15 protein-coding genes and 1 tRNA gene are annotated in these 17,264 nt (G+C 64.7%); 7 read left to right on the top strand and 9 right to left on the bottom strand.

Annotated features, from left to right (window positions below; translation table 11 throughout):
* Positions 1 to 258: 258 nt before the first annotated feature.
* Positions 259 to 717, top strand: coding sequence for a tripartite tricarboxylate transporter TctB family protein (locus tag RB623_RS03320; protein ID WP_308055328.1), 459 nt, complete (start codon positions 259 to 261; stop codon positions 715 to 717).
* A gap of 13 nt (positions 718 to 730) precedes the next feature.
* Positions 731 to 2,242, top strand: coding sequence for a tripartite tricarboxylate transporter permease (locus tag RB623_RS03315; protein ID WP_308055327.1), 1,512 nt, complete (start codon positions 731 to 733; stop codon positions 2,240 to 2,242).
* Between the two features lie 116 nt (positions 2,243 to 2,358).
* On the opposite strand, the gene RB623_RS03310 is transcribed toward RB623_RS03315, so the two are convergent.
* The 8 genes from RB623_RS03310 to wrbA all read right to left on the bottom strand — a co-directional run bounded on the left by RB623_RS03310 (position 2,359) and on the right by wrbA (position 8,693).
* Positions 2,359 to 2,661 (bottom strand): hypothetical protein, encoded by a 303-nt coding sequence (locus RB623_RS03310; RefSeq protein WP_308055326.1) that lies wholly within the window; start codon positions 2,659 to 2,661, stop codon positions 2,359 to 2,361.
* An 88-nt stretch (positions 2,662 to 2,749) separates the two neighbouring features.
* On the bottom strand, positions 2,750 to 2,950 hold the full coding sequence (locus RB623_RS03305; RefSeq protein WP_308055325.1) for a hypothetical protein: 201 nt from the start codon (positions 2,948 to 2,950) through the stop codon (positions 2,750 to 2,752).
* 303 nt (positions 2,951 to 3,253) lie between these two features.
* On the bottom strand, positions 3,254 to 4,066 hold the full coding sequence (locus RB623_RS03300; RefSeq protein ID WP_308055324.1) for a universal stress protein: 813 nt from the start codon (positions 4,064 to 4,066) through the stop codon (positions 3,254 to 3,256).
* 229 nt (positions 4,067 to 4,295) lie between these two features.
* Positions 4,296 to 4,730, bottom strand: a complete 435-nt coding sequence (locus tag RB623_RS03295) for a hypothetical protein (RefSeq protein ID WP_308055323.1) — start codon at positions 4,728 to 4,730, stop codon at positions 4,296 to 4,298.
* Between the two features lie 308 nt (positions 4,731 to 5,038).
* Positions 5,039 to 5,123: transfer RNA gene (locus RB623_RS03290), tRNA-Leu, on the bottom strand.
* 144 nt (positions 5,124 to 5,267) lie between these two features.
* A complete protein-coding gene (locus tag RB623_RS03285) occupies positions 5,268 to 6,821 on the bottom strand; it encodes an EAL domain-containing protein (RefSeq protein WP_308055322.1) in 1,554 nt (517 codons plus the stop codon).
* A 165-nt stretch (positions 6,822 to 6,986) separates the two neighbouring features.
* Entirely contained in the window at positions 6,987 to 7,955 is a 969-nt protein-coding gene (locus RB623_RS03280; RefSeq protein ID WP_308055321.1) for an alpha/beta fold hydrolase, read from the bottom strand.
* 138 nt (positions 7,956 to 8,093) lie between these two features.
* On the bottom strand, positions 8,094 to 8,693 hold the full coding sequence (wrbA, locus tag RB623_RS03275) for an NAD(P)H:quinone oxidoreductase (protein ID WP_308055320.1): 600 nt from the start codon (positions 8,691 to 8,693) through the stop codon (positions 8,094 to 8,096).
* Between the two features lie 174 nt (positions 8,694 to 8,867).
* On the opposite strand from wrbA, the gene RB623_RS03270 reads away from it, so the two are divergent.
* From RB623_RS03270 to RB623_RS03250, 5 genes are all read left to right on the top strand, one after another.
* On the top strand, positions 8,868 to 9,608 hold the full coding sequence (locus tag RB623_RS03270) for a competence/damage-inducible protein A (RefSeq protein ID WP_308055319.1): 741 nt from the start codon (positions 8,868 to 8,870) through the stop codon (positions 9,606 to 9,608).
* A gap of 72 nt (positions 9,609 to 9,680) precedes the next feature.
* Positions 9,681 to 10,517 (top strand): universal stress protein, encoded by an 837-nt coding sequence (locus RB623_RS03265; RefSeq protein WP_308055318.1) that lies wholly within the window; start codon positions 9,681 to 9,683, stop codon positions 10,515 to 10,517.
* A 136-nt stretch (positions 10,518 to 10,653) separates the two neighbouring features.
* Positions 10,654 to 11,151 (top strand): xanthine phosphoribosyltransferase, encoded by a 498-nt coding sequence (gpt, locus tag RB623_RS03260; protein WP_308055317.1) that lies wholly within the window; start codon positions 10,654 to 10,656, stop codon positions 11,149 to 11,151.
* 129 nt (positions 11,152 to 11,280) lie between these two features.
* Entirely contained in the window at positions 11,281 to 11,772 is a 492-nt protein-coding gene (locus tag RB623_RS03255) for an NUDIX hydrolase (protein ID WP_308055316.1), read from the top strand.
* Between the two features lie 95 nt (positions 11,773 to 11,867).
* Positions 11,868 to 13,403: an anion permease gene (locus RB623_RS03250; protein WP_308055315.1), complete on the top strand. Its 1,536-nt coding sequence runs from the start codon at positions 11,868 to 11,870 to the stop codon at positions 13,401 to 13,403.
* 54 nt (positions 13,404 to 13,457) lie between these two features.
* On the opposite strand, the gene RB623_RS03245 is transcribed toward RB623_RS03250, so the two are convergent.
* A complete protein-coding gene (locus RB623_RS03245) occupies positions 13,458 to 16,811 on the bottom strand; it encodes a calcium-binding protein (RefSeq protein WP_308055314.1) in 3,354 nt (1,117 codons plus the stop codon).
* Positions 16,812 to 17,264 lie beyond the last annotated feature (453 nt).

Below are 17,264 nucleotides of genomic sequence, written 5' to 3'. Positions count from 1 at the left end.
TCCCACGAAGGGAGGAGGGCGCCGGACGTGGCTCCTCGCCCTCCCGTCGAGGCGACGGGTGCCGGGCGAAGCGGGTCGGCGGGAAACGACGCTGAGCAGCGATTGTTCCGCCGGACGCGCAGGTGCTGCCCGACCCGCCAATGGCTCCGCTCCGGCAAAATCGCCTCGCGCAGCTTGCGGGACGTCGGCAAAGTGCCGTCGATCGAGAGAGACCGCGGCTCGCGACTGCGAAACTACGAGGCAAAACGGGGAGAAACGATGAACTCGCTGACTTTCGACCGGACCAATGCGCTGTGCGGCGGGTTCTTCATCCTTGCCGGGCTCCTCTTCGGCTACCAGTCTCTGACGGTCGACCTGGGATCGTGGCTGCGCATCGGGCCTGGCGGGATGCCGCTGGTGCTGTCGGGCCTGCTTGTGCTTCTCGGCGCCATCATCCTCATCCAGGCCGCGCGGACCGAAGGCGAGCCGGCCGGCCGCATCGCCTGGCGCGGCATGGTCTTCATCCTGCTCGCACCGCTGATCTTCGGCCTCACCGTGCGCGGGCTGGGTTTTGTCGGCTCGGTATTCATCACCGCGCTGTTCGCTTCCTTCGCCTCCTACCGCATGAAATTGTGGATGGCGTTCGCGCTGGCCGTCGCCCTAGCCATCTTCTCGACGGCCGTCTTCAGCTACGGGCTCGGGCTGCCGTTCGAGCGCATCGGCCCCTGGCTGCGTTGACGGGAGGCGAATCATGGATCTTTTCTCGAACCTCGCGCTCGGCTTCGCCACCGCCTCGACGATCGCCAATATCGGCTTCTGCCTGATCGGCGTGCTGCTCGGCACGCTGATCGGCGTGCTGCCCGGCATCGGCGCCACCGCCACCATCGCCATGCTTTTGCCGATCACCTTCCAGATCGGCGATCCGGTCTCCTCGCTGATCATGCTGGCCGGCATCTATTATGGCGCGCAATATGGCGGCTCGACCACCGCGATCCTGATCAACATGCCGGGCGAATCGTCCTCCGCCGTCACCGCCATCGACGGCTACCAGATGGCCCGCAACGGCCGCGCCGGCGTGGCGCTGGCCACTGCCGCGATCGGCTCGTTCGTGGCCGGCACCATCGCCACGGTGCTGATCGCGCTGTTCGCCCCGCCGCTCACCGCCATGGCGCTGAAATTCGGGGCCGCCGAATATTCCTCGCTGATGGTCGTCGGCCTCGTCATGTCGGTGGCGCTGGCGCACGGATCGGTGATCAAGGCAATTGCCATGGTGGTGCTCGGCCTGCTGCTCGGCCTGGTCGGCCAGGACGTGATTTCCGGGGCGCCGCGGCTGAATTTCGGCCTCACGCAACTCGGCGACCAGCTCAACTTCGTCGCCATCGCTGTCGGCCTGTTCGGTATCGCCGAGATCCTGCGCAACCTCGAAGAGGAACGCACCCGCGAGGTGCTGATGGCGAAGGTCACCGGCCTCATGCCGACACGCGAGGATTTCCGGCGGATGACCGCGCCGATCCTGCGCGGCACCGCACTTGGCTCCGCCCTCGGCATCCTGCCGGGCAACGGCGCGGTGCTGGCGGCCTTCGCCTCCTACACCATCGAGAAGCGTGCCTCGGACCGACCGGAGGAATTCGGCAAGGGCGCGCTCGCCGGCGTTGCCGGGCCGGAATCGGCCAACAATGCCGGCGCCCAGACGTCCTTCATCCCGATGCTGACGCTGGGCATTCCCGCCAACCCGGTGATGGCGCTGATGATCGGCGCGATGATCATCCAGGGCATCGTGCCCGGACCCAACGTCGCCTCCGAAAACCCCGACCTGTTCTGGGGGCTGATCGCCTCCATGTGGATCGGCAATTTGCTGCTCATCATCCTCAACCTGCCGCTCATCGGGCTATGGGTGAAGCTGCTGAAGGTTCCCTATTACGTGCTGTTCCCGACGATCATGGCGTTCTGCTCCATCGGCGTCTATTCGGTGAACTCCAACGTCTGGGACCTCTATGTCGTCGCCTTGTTCGGCCTGCTCGGCTATTTCCTGCTGAAGCTGCGCTGCGAGCCGGCGCCGCTGTTGCTTGGCTTCGTGCTCGGACCGCTGCTGGAGGAAAACCTGCGCCGCGCCATGATTCTTTCGCGCGGAGACCCGACCACTTTCGTCACCCGGCCGATCAGCGCGTTGCTGCTGGCCGCCGCGGTCGCGGTACTGGTGATCGTGCTCTTGCCCTCGGTGCGCAAGAAGCGCGACGAGGTGTTCGTCGAGGAGGATGGTTGATCAGCCATCGCGTCCCGAGCGCCGCTGGCCGGCGTTCCGAAGGCCCAATCGCAAAATGCCCGGCCGCCGTGCAGCGGCCGGGCATTTTTGTGCCCTCAACCACCGATCTGCCAAGCCTACATGGTCGCGGCTTCGCAGATGTCCGAATATCTGCGGTCGTAGGTGCTTTCACAGGCAGCCTTGAGCTTGGCCTGGTTCTCCGGCGTCATCTTGGCGAAGGCCGCCTGGGCTTCCGCCGACGGCTTCACGGTGGCCATGCTGTCGTCGGTGAAGAAGTCGCGCATCCACGCTCCGGTCCAGAAGCCCGGCCCAGAATCGGTGGTGGCGGCCTCGTTCGCTGTGCCCGTCGAGGACTGGGCAAGCGCCATGGAAGGCAAAGCCAGGGAAGCGGCGAGTATGGCAACGGTGATGATTTTCATTTGAGGGCTCCTTACAAGGGATGCCCCCCACCGGTTTTCCAACCGATGCCGCCGGAAGATGTTCCCTGACCGGTTCGGCCGAAGCCCGTTATGCGGCCTGACGCTGCGCTAGCGCGCCTTCCGTCGCGTTCGCGCGCCACCGTTCGACTGCACCGTCGAAGCTGCGGTCCATGGTGCCGATCTCGCGATCGCCGAATTCGCCGAGCGCCGTCCAGACGTTCCGGTCCCGCTGGGAGACGATCACGTCGAAGTGTCGTCCGGCGATCGCAACGCTAACCACGCGCCTCATTGGACACCCTGCCAAGATCTCGACAATCTGTCTGGACGAACCCGCCCCAGCATTTCCGCTACGTCATTTGTGCCGGTTTACAACGAAAAAGCAAGAGGAAAATCTGTTGCAGCAACAAATTCGGTCATTTTCCGGATGATAACGGTCAAAATACAACATGATGACGAGAGTGGGAACAACGGCGCCAGGCAGCACTGGTCGACAGTGTGAGGATAGGCCGGTTCTGCACTAACCGGCAGGAACGTTTTTCGCCGATCAAGCCCGGCTGCGGAGACATGGCCAGGCTTTCGCCGAAAGCAGCGGCTACACCTTGATCACGAGCGTGTCTGTAGCGATCGACGACAACAAGGTATGAGCTGAACTGCCCAAAAGGGCATGGCCCAATGCGCTGCGTCTCCGGCTCGCGAGTACGACGATGTCGGGATCGATGTCCTGTATCGCTTCGCCTATGACGATGTGTCTCTCACCATACCCCAATCTCCCATGCACTCTGGCTCGCAATTCAGGGAGGAACGCTGAATTGCCAAGATAGCCGTCAAGATCCGCCTGGACGGCTCGCTCGATCTCTGTGCGGTTCGGCGGTGTGTCCAGTCTGCCTTCGAATGGCACTTGGTAGGCGTGAACCAAATGAATGATGGCGTCGGGGAAAAGATTGGCCGCTGTCAGTAGCGCGGCATGCGAATGGTCAGAAAAATCGGTTGGAACCAGCATTGTCCGGTAACCGTGGCGGGGACGCTGCTTCACCACCAGCACTGGAGCGGCCGCGTGTCGCAGGACATATTCGACCGCCGTGCCCAGGAAATAGTCGCCAAAATGATTGTATCGCGCGATGCCTGTGACGATGATGGCGCTTGCCGTCTCCTCAGCGCATCTGGCGATGGTCTCGGGCGCCGAACCATGAGGAAGCAGAATATCGATATCGGCAGTCGGATCGCGAAGTGTTGCCCGCACGGCCTTCTCAAGTTTTGACTGGTCACGAGTGTCCCTGTCATCGACGACATGGATAACCCTCAATCTGCCTTCCCAATCGACTGCGAGTGCGGCTGCCCGATCGACGGCCCGATCACATCGTGCGCTAAGGTCGGTCGCCACCAAGATCGACGATGTCGGCTGCATGATTTTTCTCCGGAAACTGACTGATGCTCAGCCTATCTCTGATCGAAAACCAATCAAGTCCATCCGCCGAAGCCGCAAGAAGGTTGCAGGGCACGGTTTCGGTACAACGCCGTTTCAACGCCAGAGTACCAGGTAACCATCGAAGGGGCGATGTCTTCGTCTGATGGGCCAGCGCGCGGAAGGGCTCCCCCCGGGAGTTCGCCTCTCCGCCCCGCAGCCTCGCCGCTCGTCACTTCTTCCGGTGCAGCAGCCCGCACGCGACGGCCATGTCTGTCGGCGTGACATGGGTGTAGCAATAATCCAGCGTGTCGGCATCCACCACGACGCCGTCGAACGTTCCGTCCCTGTCGGCGATGACAAAGCGTTTACCGTCCACCGATATGGCTCCAATCAGCTTCTCTGAGACCTTGCCCGAGGACAGGCTTCCCCAGAAAGTCCGGCCTTTCTGTTCTTCGAAACGGAAGACGAAGTCTGAGGTGTGCGTTTGAAGCGTTTCTTCATCCGGGACAGGCGCGGTCCCGCTTTCCTGGTGCCGGCTTGGACCGTCGACGATATGGGCGCCCTCGCCAGGGGTCCATGTCCCCCTCAAGTCTGGCGCCTCCTGTGCCATGGCGGCACCGGTGAACAGCAGCACGAGCCCGCCGAGCGCACGAAGGTTTCTCATTCCAAGCCCCCTCTTTTGTTGGAACGTAACTTGTATGAGGAATGGCTGTACAGCGTCCGAGTTGGGCCAGCATCCCGCAGTCATCCGTTAAGGTGAACAGACAGGTAATCGTGAAACTGCGGTACTCGCAGCGCGCTGCAAGTCACTCGACGCGCCAACGATCGCACAGCCCCGATTAGGTCCATGGGTGTCCGCCGAGCCGGCGCAGCATCCCAATACACCGGTCACGGATGCCACGACAGGAACCCAAGCTTGCTCCATGGCTAGACAGGTCATCTAACGGTGAAAATTGATCAATAAGTTCAATCTGGTGCGGACGACGGGAATCGAACCCGTACGGGCAAGCCCGAGGGATTTTAAGTCCCTTGCGTCTACCGGTTCCGCCACGTCCGCTCGGCGACCAGTCCTAGCGGAGCGGCACCGAATTGCAAGAGGAAGGCTGCGGCGCACGCACCTGGCCAGAATATGGATCTGACCGCTCCTGTCACACGGCACGCATGCGACAGACAGAGCAGCTCGGGGCCCGAACGAGCAGGCTCAGCCCGTGATGGTGCGCATGTCGCTTCTGGCCGAGGTGGGATCGAAGAACCCAAACGTCTCGTCGGCTGAAGCGAGCCGGCTCGACGGCTGCCCCTCGCGTATACCGGAAGCGAGCAGCAAGGAATTGCCGGTGGCGGTGGGAATGCCGTCGGCACTGACCGGCAGCCCGAGCCCATGACCGAGACCGGCAAGCGCGCGTACGATCCTGGCGGCGTCCTCCTCTTCCATCTTCTCCACGAAACGCCGGTCGATCTTGACCTTGTCGAAGCCGAATTCCTGGATGTGGTAGAGGTTGGAATAGCCCGTGCCGAAATTGGCCAGCGCGATTCGCACGCCGGCGTTACGCAACGGGCGCAGCGCCAACTTGGCAGCATCGAGATTCTGAACGATCAGGCTTTCGGCGACGTCGATCTCCAGCCTCGATGGTGCGAAACCCGCCTCGCGCAGTATCCGCAGGATGCTGGTAGCGAAGTCGCGGTCGCGCAGTTGCGAGGCGAGCACGTCGATGGACAAGGTCACGTCCTGCGGCCAGCGGCGCGCCGCCGCGCAAGCGAGTTCCAGCACCCGGCGCGCCATGGCATGGACCAGGCCGGTCTCCTCGGCGATCGGGATGAACCGCTCGGGCGGCACCTCCTCACCGCCCGCCGTTCTCCAGCCCGGCACCACCTCGAAGCCGAGCACCCGGCCCGAGATGAGGTCGACGGACGGGCGGAACAGCGGCCGGATGAGGTCGTTGCCGACTGCCTTGCGCAGGTCGCGTTCCATCCGCCCGCGCTCTCGCGCGTACCGATCCATCTCCTCCTCAAAGAAGCGGAAGCTGGAACGCCGCTCGGCCTTGGCGCGATAGAGCGCAAGGTCGGCCTTGCGCAAGATCTCCTCGCCGCTCGCGCCATCCGCGGGCAGCAGCGCAATGCCGATCGCCGTGCCAACATGATGCACGACTCCACCGGTGGCGATGGCGTCGTCGAAGCCCTGGATCACGCGCAGCGCGATATTGGCGACGGCCTCCGGGCCAATCAGGTGCCGGGCGAGCACCACGAATTCGTCGCCGCCGAGCCGGGCGACCAGATCATCGTCGCGCGCCGCCCGCGACAGGCGCTGGGCGACGACGACTAGCACCTCGTCGCCGATGCTGTGGCCGTAATTGTCGTTGATCTTCTTGAATCCGTTGAGGTCGAGCAGCAGCACGGCATGGCACGAACCGGCTGCCGGCGGGGAGGCAACGGCTATCCCTAGCGCCTCGTCGAACTGGCGACGGTTGGCGAGCCCCGTCAGCGGGTCCTGATAGGCGAGTTCGCGCGCCAGGCGCTCGGCGGCGATGCGCAGTTCGATCTCGCGCTTCTGGTCGCGGTAGCGGCGGATGGCGAAGATCAGCAGGCCGACGGACAGTACCGTGCCGAGCAGCAGCATCTCATTGAGCGTGATTCGCTCGTCCTCGAAGCTCGCTCTGCCCTCATGCGCGAAAATGTCAATCTCGAAGGCGATGTAGGCGAGCACGAGCATGATCGCGGCGATGACGCCAAGATCTTGGATGCTGACCCGATGCCTCACGATAAAACTCCCGATTCGCGACGCCAAACGCCGGAACCGGTTTTCGGACGGCAAGGTTTCGGCGGACATTGTTGCCGCAGCGCGCGGAGGATCGCCGGCGGAAGCCCCCGCAAGGGGGAGTTCCTGTCGCGTTGATCGCGGTTGCAATGCCCCCTCCCCGTCGGTCTACCGGAAAGCCCTTTCGGCCATACGGCGGACAAAAACCTCGACTCGATCCGGCGATGCGAATTGCGGCATATGGCCGACCCCTTCCACCAATTCCAGCTCGAAATTTTTGATCCGCCCGGCCAGTGGTAGTGCGTGATCCTCGTGGCGGATGACCTGGTCCGCCGTGCCGAACAGCACGCCCACCGGCATTTCCAATTCCTCCAGCCGCGACTCGTAGCGGCCCACCTCGTGCTCCAGTGCCACGAAGTCGGTGACGGTCGCTTCGAAATGCCTCGGCCGCAATCCGAGAATGCCACCGCCACCGACTATATAGTCGTCGCCCGCCGCCTGCGGGCCGAAGACGAAAGCCAGCGTCTGCGGCGCCCGCTTCAGCGCCATGGGTATCGCCGTGGTATGCGCCAGCAGCTTCAGCTTGAGTGGCGAGCGGATGGAAAGCGCGGAAAATTGCGGCGGCGCCGCTGTCTCCTGGTGCGTCACCGGCGACAGCAGCGCCAGGCCGGAAACCGTCTCGGGATGGTCGAGGGCAAGTGCCAGCGCCACCCCGCCGCCGAGCGAATGCCCAACCACCAGCGGCTTTTCCAGGCCGAGTTCCTCGATGAAAGCTGCGACGAGCGCCGCCTGCTCGCCCAGCTTTCCGCTGGCGCCACGCGCACGCACCGAATAGCCGGAGCCGGGGCGGTCGAGCGCGATCAGACGGAAATCGCCTGCAAGCCGGTCGAACAGCGTATGGCGGAAGTGATGCAGTTGCCCGCCGAGCCCGTGCAGGAAGAGGATCGGCCGCCCCCGCCCCGCCTCGACATAGTGGAGGCGATTGCCGGCGACGGATACGAACCTGCCGCTGGCGGGCACGCGCCTTTCGGCCTCCTTCGCCAGCCGGCGTGTTGCCAGCACAAAGAAGCCGAGCACCAGGCACGCCGCCAGGAATGCTATGGCCAGAAGCCAGAGAAAGATGTCCGTCGTCATCATGCCTGTCGCTCGATCGGTCAGGCGGCGACACTAGCCGAAGGCCGTGCGCGCGGCAAAACGCGTATCGCCGGGCGCCAGGGCCCGGCGATACGGAATGCCACGAAGGATCCGAAACTGCTTTCGCTGGCGGACGCGTGCTCAGCCGTGCAGCTTGGCGGCGATTTCGGCGACCCGCTTGCCCTGGAATTTGGCACCTTCCAGTTCCTGGGCCGAAGGCTGGCGCGAGCCGTCGCTGTCGCTGGTCGTGGTCATGCCGTAGGGCGCTCCGCCGCGCACCACGTCGTTGCCGGACTGGCCCTGATAGGCATAGGATAGTGGCACGATGATCATGCCCTGATGCTGCAGCGTGACCTGCGTAGCGATCAGCGCGAACTCGGCGCCGCCATGCTGAGTGGCGGTCGACGACATCACCGACGCCACCTTGTTGACCAGCGCGCCCTTCACCCACAGCGGTCCGGTCTGGTCGAGGAAATTCTTCAACTGCGCCGCCATGTTGCCGAAGCGTGTCGAGACGCCGAAGATGATCGCATCGTAGTCGGCGAGTTCCAGCGGATCGGCGATCGGCGCTTCCTGGTCGAGCTTGTAGTAGGCGGCCTTCGCCACCGCCTCGGGAACTAGTTCCGGAACCCGCTTGACGGTGACCGTGGCGCCGGCCTCGCGCGCGCCCTCGGCGGCGGCCTTCGCCATCTGCTCCATGTGACCCCAGCTCGAATAATAGAGCACCAGTACCTTGGCCATCTGTCTCTCCTTTGGAATTTCGGTTGGCGATCATCCGCTCGCGGCAAGAATGGCGGCGCGGCGCGTTCATTGAAAGCGCCCTTGACGCCGACACATCGTTCACCGTTCTCGTACCATTGCCGCTTTGGCGGCAGCGCGCTATCTCCGGTCGGCAATATTCTTTGGGGGCAGTCCATGTCGGAAACCGTCAGCGCCGCGATGCTCGTCATCGGCGACGAGATTCTTTCGGGGCGCACCAAGGATCGCAACATCGGTCACCTCGCCGACATCATGACGGCGATCGGTATCGATCTGAAGGAAGTCCGCATCGTCGCCGACGACGAGGACGACATCGCCGGCGCGGTGAACGCGCTGCGCAGCCGCTACGATTACGTCTTCACCTCCGGCGGCATCGGCCCGACCCACGACGACATTACCGCCGATTCGGTCGCCAAGGCGTTCGGCTTGCCGTGCGAGCACGACGCCAGGGCGATGAAGCTGCTCGGCGAACACTATGCCAGGCGCGAGATGGAGTTCACCGAAGCGCGCCAGCGCATGGCGCGCATGCCGCGCGGCGCCGAGCACATCGACAATCCGGTATCGATGGCGCCCGGCTTCCGCATCGGCAACGTGCACGTCATGGCCGGCGTGCCGGCCATCTTCCAGGCGATGCTCGACAATGTCGTGCCGACGCTGCGCACCGGCGCGAAGCTGATCTCGGCCACCGTGCACTGCCCGTTCGGCGAGGGCGTGATCGGCGGACCGCTCGGCGACATCCAGAAGGCGCATCCCGAGACAATCATCGGTTCGTATCCGAAATATCGCGACGGCTCCTTCTGGACTGAACTCGTGATACGGTCTCGCTCGGCGGATAGGCTGGAAGCCGCCCGCGCGGCGGTCGAGGCGATGGTCAAAAACCTGGCGCCGGCCGCGTGACGGCACCCGGCCGGAACTTGCCGGGCGGAATGGAATTTCTCTGCAAGCGAATGCAATTCGAGGGAGCGTCAGATGAGCTACAAGACGATCGCCGTCATCCTGCAAAGCAGGGAAGACACCCAACGCGTGCTGGAATGCGCCGTACCGCTGGCGCAGGCCTGGGGCGCGCACATCGTCGCCGTCCACGCCGAACCGATCCCCGTCGCCTACAGCGCCGCCGTCGGCTTTCCCGACGTCGCCGTGATCGAGACGGCGACGGAAGCCGCGGAGGAGCGCACCAAGGAGGTCGAGGCCTTCTTCACCCATCACGTCAAGGCGGCCGGCGTCAGCTTCGACTGGCACAGCCTGCGCTCGTTTTCCGGCGACAGCGCCTACACGGGCGCGACCGTCGCCCGCTCGGCCGATCTGGTGGTCGCCGCACAGCGCAATCCGGACTGGGCGAGCGACGATGCGCCGAGCATCGAGGGCGTGCTTTACGAATCCGGGCGGCCGGTGCTCGTCGTCCCCCATTCCGGCGCGCTCACCGCCAGTTTCAGCCGCATCCTTGTTTCGTGGAACGGCAGCCGGGAAGCCGCCCGCGCCGTGTTCGACGCTCTGCCGCTGATCGTCGAGGCCGAGGCGACCGAGATTTTCGTCATCGATCCGCCGGAAGATGACGACGTAATCAGCGCCGGCGCATCGGCGCTCGCCGCCGCCCTGTCGCGCCACGGCGCCGAGGTGACGGTGGCGACGGAAGCTTCCGCCGGCCGCAGCGTCGACGAGGTGATCCGCGACCGGGTGGCTGCCACCGGGGCCGATCTCCTGGTGCTCGGCGCCTTCAGCCATTCGTGGCTGCGGCAGTTGCTGTTCGGCGGCGTGACGCGCAGCGTGCTGCACAGCATGTCGGTCGCCAGCTTCATGTCGCGGTGAGCGCCGGGCCGGCCGGCCTGCCCGTCATATTCGCCGAGCTTTGGAGAGACGCTTGCCAAGGAAGGCGACTCACCGCTAATTCAGCCCGCATTCCTCGTGACCTCGTGCCCGAAAGGCGCGCAAAGGAGTGCATTGCATGTCCCTTCCGGAGAAGGCCTTCCCTGTATCGTGGGATCAGTTCCACCGCGACGCGCGGGCGCTCGCCTGGCGGCTGGCCGGCGCCGGCACGCAGTGGCGGGCGATCGTCTGCATCACCCGCGGCGGGCTGGTGCCGGCCGCGGTCATCTCGCGCGAACTTGGCATCCGCATCATCGAGACGGTGTCCGTCGCCTCCTACCACGACTACACCTCGCAGGGCGAACTGGCGGTGCTGAAGGAGATCACGCCCGCCCTTCTGGAAAACGAGGGCGAAGGCGTGCTGATCATCGACGACCTGACGGACACGGGCAAGACCGCGGCAATCGTACGCGCCATGATGCCAAAGGCGCATTTCGCCACTATATACGCAAAACCCAAGGGTCGGCCGCTGGTCGACACATTCGTGACCGAGGTGTCGCAGGACACCTGGATCTATTTTCCGTGGGACATGGGCTTCACCTATCAGAAGCCGATCGCGGACGATCACGTGGGCTGAACCTGTGGAAAACAGGCATTCCCCCGGATCCGGGGGAATGTTTTGGTGCCACAATTTTTACTTTTCTTGCGGATAATTAACCGTAATATTCGTGAGACGGCAAACGATTCCGGGCGGGTACTGGCGGAGATGTTTATCGGGCACAGCAAGCGCAGTTTTTTTGCCGACAGGGTCAGGCGCCTGCTCGGCGGTGCGCCCTGCCGCGTGCAGGTGGCCGCGCTGCCGTGGCGCAAGGGGCCGGACGGCGTCGAGATCATGCTGATCACCAGCCGCGACAGCGGCCGCTGGGTGCTGCCGAAGGGCTGGCCCGAAGGCGACGAGGCGCTGTGGGACGCCGCCGCGCGTGAAGCCTCGGAGGAAGCCGGCATCGACGGCGCGATCGCCCAGTCGGAGATCGGCCGCTACTACTATGCGAAGCTGCAGCCATCCGGCGCCGAAAAGCGCTGCGAGGTGCGTGTCTTCCCGATGGAAATCGACGAGGTCAAGGACAAATGGCCCGAGCGCAGGCAGCGCAAGCGCCAGTGGTTCTCGCCGCTCGAAGCAGCGCGAAGCGTGCGCGAGCAGGACCTTGCGGATCTGATCGCGCGCTTCTCGACCAATCCGCGACGGTCGGCGGCCTGACCGATCCAGAATCATCTTCCCGACATGTAATGCTCCCACCATGACTGCCGGCGCGACGAAGCGGGGTTGATTCGACGGGCGCGGGAACGGAAGCAATGGCAGAAACCCGCGCGGCACCGCGCAAGACGGCACTCGACAAGGACCTCGCCCGCCTCGATGAAGTCGGGGAGGCGACCAACGTCGTCTCGCGCGGGCTGATCGCGCCGGGCATCGCACTGCTGTTCATCGGCCTTGCCGCCGTCTTCGCCTCGCTCGCCGCCGGCGGCGAACCGGCGACGGTCGTGCTGGTCGTCGCCGCGGCGATGGCCGCCTACATGGCTCTCAACATCGGCGCCAACGACGTCGCCAACAATGTCGGCCCGGCGGTCGGCGCCAAGGTTCTGACCATGGGCGGCGCACTGGTCATGGCCGCCGTGTGCGAGACCGCCGGGGCGCTGATCGCGGGCAGCGACGTGGTCGATACGATCTCGGGCGGCTTGATTCTGCCTGCAACGGTCGCCGCCCCTGCCCTCATCCGGGTCATGCTGGCGGCGCTGCTGGCGGCGGCGCTGTGGATCAATGTCGCAACCTGGATCGGCGCGCCGGTCTCCACCACCCATTCCATCGTCGGCGCCGTTATCGGCGGCGGCATTGCGGCCGCCGGGTTCGGCTCCGTCAACTGGCCGGCCATGAGCGCGATCACGCTGAGCTGGATCACCTCGCCGATCCTCGGCGGCATGATCGCCGCATCATTCGTCGCCTTTATCGAAACCGCGATCGTCTACCGCGACGACAAGATTGCGGCTGCGCGGCTCTGGGTGCCGCTGCTGATCGCGCTGATGGCAGCCACCTTCTCGACCTACCTGGCGTTCAAGGGTTTTCAGAACATCGCAACCTTCTCCGGCCCGGTGCTGGCGGCCATGGGGCTGATCAGCTTCGCCGTGATCTGGGTGATCGCGCATCTCCAGGTGCGCCAGGCCTCGCGGACTATGGAGAACCGCAACCAATCGCTGAAAAAGCTGTTCCGCGTCCCGCTGATCATTTCCGCCGCCCTGCTCTCCTTCGCGCACGGCGCCAACGACGTCGCCAACGCCGTCGGCCCGCTGGCGGCGATCGTGCGGGCGGCAGCCGCATCAGGCAACGCCTCGGCCGTGCCCACCTGGGTGATGTTGATCGGCGCGCTCGGCATCTCGGTCGGTCTGCTGCTTTACGGGCCACGGCTGGTGCGCATGGTCGGCGCCGAGATCACCAGACTCAATCCCATGCGCGCCTTCTGCGTGGCGCTGTCGACTGCGTTGACGGTGATCGTCGCCTCGTGGTTCGGCCTGCCGGTGAGTTCGACCCACATCGCCGTCGGCTCGGTGTTCGGCGTCGGCTTTTTCCGCGAATGGTACATCGCCAATTCCAGTCAGCGCCGCCGCTATCTGGAGCGGCGCAACGCGCGCCGGCTCGCCGAACGGCGCGCCTCAGGGCTGGAAACCGCCGAAGATGAGGACGACGAACCGCCGGCGGTGTCGCGCGAGGAGATCGTCCGCCGCCGGCTGGTGCGGCGCGCCCATGTGGTCCGGATCGTCGCCGCCTGGGTCACCACCGTGCCGATCTCGGCGCTGCTATCGGCACTGCTCTTCCTGCTGCTGGACACCTTCGCCTGAGGCGCATCCCTCCGGCCGGACGAGCGGCGAGATGCGCCTCGGCGGGGCCGCGCCTCACGCTACGGAAAAATCCGCGTTGGTGAGGCCGAGGCCCACGCCGACAGTGGTAAAGTGGACGCCTGCTGCGCCGCCCACTCCGTCGGCGTCATAGAACAGTTTTCCGGTGTCGCTCTCATAGATGATGCGGTCGCTGGCGTCGTTCGCCAGGCCGCTTGTGTTGACCCGGAAGGCCGCAGCCGCAAGCACACCTGGCGACAGCGCCGTGAACACCGCATCCGACAGAAGGAACCGGTCGTCGGCGACGTTGAAGTCGGCGACGGTATCGACATTGTTGGCTCCCAGACCGGTGTTGAACACGAACGTGTCCTTGCCACCCAGTCCGCGCAGCGTGTCGTTCCCCCCACGACCTTCCAGCCTGTTGTCGCCGGCGTTACCGACAAGTTCCTGCGCGAACTCGTTTCCGGCAAGATCGATCGCCGACTTGGAGGACGAGCCGTTGGTCGTCATGATTTCCACGTGAACACCCGCGCCGAGCCTGTAATCCACCGCGGCCGTCACGCGGTCGGCGGCGCCCTGGCTCGCGGATTCGACGATGACGTCATCGGCATTGAAGATGCGGTAGGTGTCGTTGCCGCCAAGGCCGCGCAGGACATCGCCGGCTCCCTTGCCGCCGTCGTGGAGCGTGTTGTTGCCGGCATTGCCGACGATCTCCTGCGCCAGCGCATTACCGGTGAGGTCGATCGCCGTCGTCGCCGAGGCTGCGGTCGTGGTCAGCAATTCGATGTCGGCATGTTCCGCCAGCGCATAACTCACCCGCGCCATCACCCTGTCGGCGCCGCCGTTTTCGATGATCTCGACGACCACGTCGTCCTGTGTGTCGACGATGAAGACGTCGTCGCCGAAACCGCCGGCCAGCCGGTCCGCTCCGCTGCCGCCATCGAGCACGTCGTTGCCGTCGGCGGCTGAAATTGTGTCGTCGCCGGCGCCGCCATTCACCCTGATGGAAATCAGCGCGCCGAGCGCGCCGGTCACGGTGACGACATCGTCGCCGTCGTTGGCGTTCAGCACGAGGGCCTCGCTGGTGCCGATATCGATGGCGAAGAGTTCGGGGTTGAGCCCCTCGACGCGCACCCGGTCGACATTCGCGGAGATCGAAAAGACCTCCGAGCCGTCATTGCCATTGACCTCGACCGTGTCGGTGCCATCGCCGCCTTCGACCAGGTCGGTGCCGTCGCCGGACCTCCAGATGAAGCGGTCGTCGCCATTTTCGCCGAACATCTGGTCGTTTCCGGCTCCGCCAGAGATGGTGTCGGCATCGTCGCCACCGGCCAGGAAGTCGGCGCTGGCGCTGCCCTTCAGCGTGTCGTTGCCGGTACCGCCATTGACCACCACCGCATGCAGCGCCGCCGAGGCGTCGACCGTGTCGTTGCCGCCGAGCACATTGATGGCGACACCGTCGGTGACCTCCAGCGCTGTGACCAGCACTTTCGCGGCAAGTCCGCTCACCGTCATGTTGGTGGAGCCGCCGGTGATCTTGACGGCGTCGCCGCCATTGGTGCCGCTGACATTGACCTGGTCGATCGCGGCATCGCCGGCGGTTCCGCCCAGCGTGCCGGCAAGATCGACCAGAACCTCCTTCACGTCGGTGCCGGACAGGTCGTTGACGTTGATGACGTCGGCGCCGCCGAGCGCTTGATGATCGATCCGCTCGACGTCGTTCAGGTCCATCACGATGTTGGCGATGTTGCGCGTGAACAGCACGCGGCCGCCATTGGCGGAAATGCCGATGATCTCGTTGATGTTCGAGCCGTTGAAGCTGAGCGCGTCGAAGCCACCCTGCCCCTCGATCGTGTCGTTGCCGTCGCCCGGGTCCCACTGGGCGGCGTCGTCGCCCTCGCCGAGCAACATCACGTCGTTGCCCTGCTGGCCGTCGATGAAATCGTTGCCGTCACCACCGAGCAACAGATCAATTCCGTTGCTGCCGAGAATGGTGTCGTCACCCTCCCCGCCATCGACGGTGATCTTGATCAGCGCCGCCAGGTTGCCGGTCATCGCTATCCTGTCGTCGCCGCCGCCCATGTTGACGACGAGCTCTTCGGTCGTGCCGATGTCGAGCGCTGAGGGCGACGGATTGAGCCGGTCGAAGCGCACGCGCGCGCCGTTGGCGGTGATGGTGAACTCCTCCGCCCCGTCGCTGCCGTTGGCTTCGGCCGTATCGGTGCCGTCGCCGCCCTCCATCAGGTCGGTGCCGTCGCCGGAATTCCAGACCATGCGGTCGTTGCCGGCCTCGCCGAGCATCTGGTCGCCGCCGAGACCGCCTGTGAGCAGGTCATTGTCGTCGCCACCCTGGAGAAGGTCGGCGCCGCTGCCGCCCTTGAGCGTGTCGTCGCCAATCCCGCCATTGAGCACGACCGCATGCAGGGCCGCGCCGGCATTGACGGAATCGTTGCCGCCGAGCGCGTTGATCCGCACGATGTCGTTGGCTTCCAGCGTTGTGATCTTCACCGAGGCCACGACGCCGGCAACATTGACGTTGGAGGCACCGCCGGTGACCTTGATCGTGTCCGCGTTGTCGGTGCCGGCCACAGAAATATCGTCCACCGCGGCATCGCCGGCCGTACCGCCCAAAACCCCGGCAAGGTTGATCTCGACCTGCTTGACGTCGGTGCCGGAGAGATCGTTGACATTGATGATGTCGGCGCCGCCAAGCGCATTGTGCCTGATGCGCTCGACGTCGTTCAGGTCCATGACGATGTTGGCGACATTGCGCGTGAACAGCGCACGCCCGCCATTGGCGGAAATGCCGATAATTTCGGCGATGTTCGAGCCGTTGAACGAGAGCGTATCGAAACCGCCCTGCCCCTCGACCGTGTCGTTGCCGTCGCCCGGATCCCATTGGAACGTATCGTCGCCCTCGCCGAGCAGCGCCAGATCGTTGCCCTGCTGGCCATCGACAAAATCGTTACCGTCGCCGCCGAGCAAAGTATCGATGCCATTGCTTCCGAGGATGGTGTCGTCGCCCTCGCCGCCGTCGACCGTGATCTTGATCAGCGCCGCCAGGTTGCCGACCATGGAGATCTTGTCGTTGCCGCCGCCCATGTTGACCACCAGCGTCTCGGTCGTGCCGATGTCGAGGAAGGACGGCGCCGGATCGAGCCTGTCGAAGCGCACGCGAGCGCCGTTGGCGGTTACCGCAAATGTCTCGTCGCCGCTGCCGCCATTGGCCTCGGCGATGTCGCTGTCGTCGCCGCCCTCCATCAGGTCGGAGCCGTCGCCGGAGTTCCAGATCATGCGGTCGTTGCCGGCGCCGCCCAGCATCTGGTCGTTTCCGCCGCCGCTGGCCACGGTCGGGGAAACGAAGCCTGGCGTGATGGTCTCGTCCGCGATGCCGCCGGTAAAGACTGCCATGGTTTGACCTCTCTCTGCGGTGGCTGTCAGCCACCGGGTAAGAACCGGCAGCGGTGGCGCGCCAGGCTCGCGCGACCGTCGCCAATCCAGGAAATTCACCGGGCATGATGTCCTGATTATCTGCAACGACGCAATGTCGCCGCACCGCCGGCCGCGCTACCAAACTGTTACAGGTGGCACATCTGTTGTGAAAGGAGACACAATCGGAAGGTCGCGGATGGAGGAAACCTGCGCACAAGGAATCGACGACGCCGCACCGGTCAGATGCGTCGCCCATCCCCGTTATCCACACCCCTGACCCACAACATATTGGGGGTCACAAAAGCAGCACAAACGAATCGTTGACGCCGCGAAACGAGTCGTCTCATATGGATCATGTGCTCCTGTTGCGGGCGCGGCCGGCGGCTCTCTCGCCGACCTGATTAGCGGATCTCCAAGCGTTTCCAGGCATTT

The organism is Mesorhizobium sp. LHD-90, from assembly GCF_030929505.1.
In the GTDB taxonomy this organism is placed as follows: domain Bacteria; phylum Pseudomonadota; class Alphaproteobacteria; order Rhizobiales; family Rhizobiaceae; genus Kumtagia.
The sequence above is the reverse complement of the archived record's forward strand: the minus strand, read 5'-3'. Positions and strand labels throughout refer to the sequence as shown.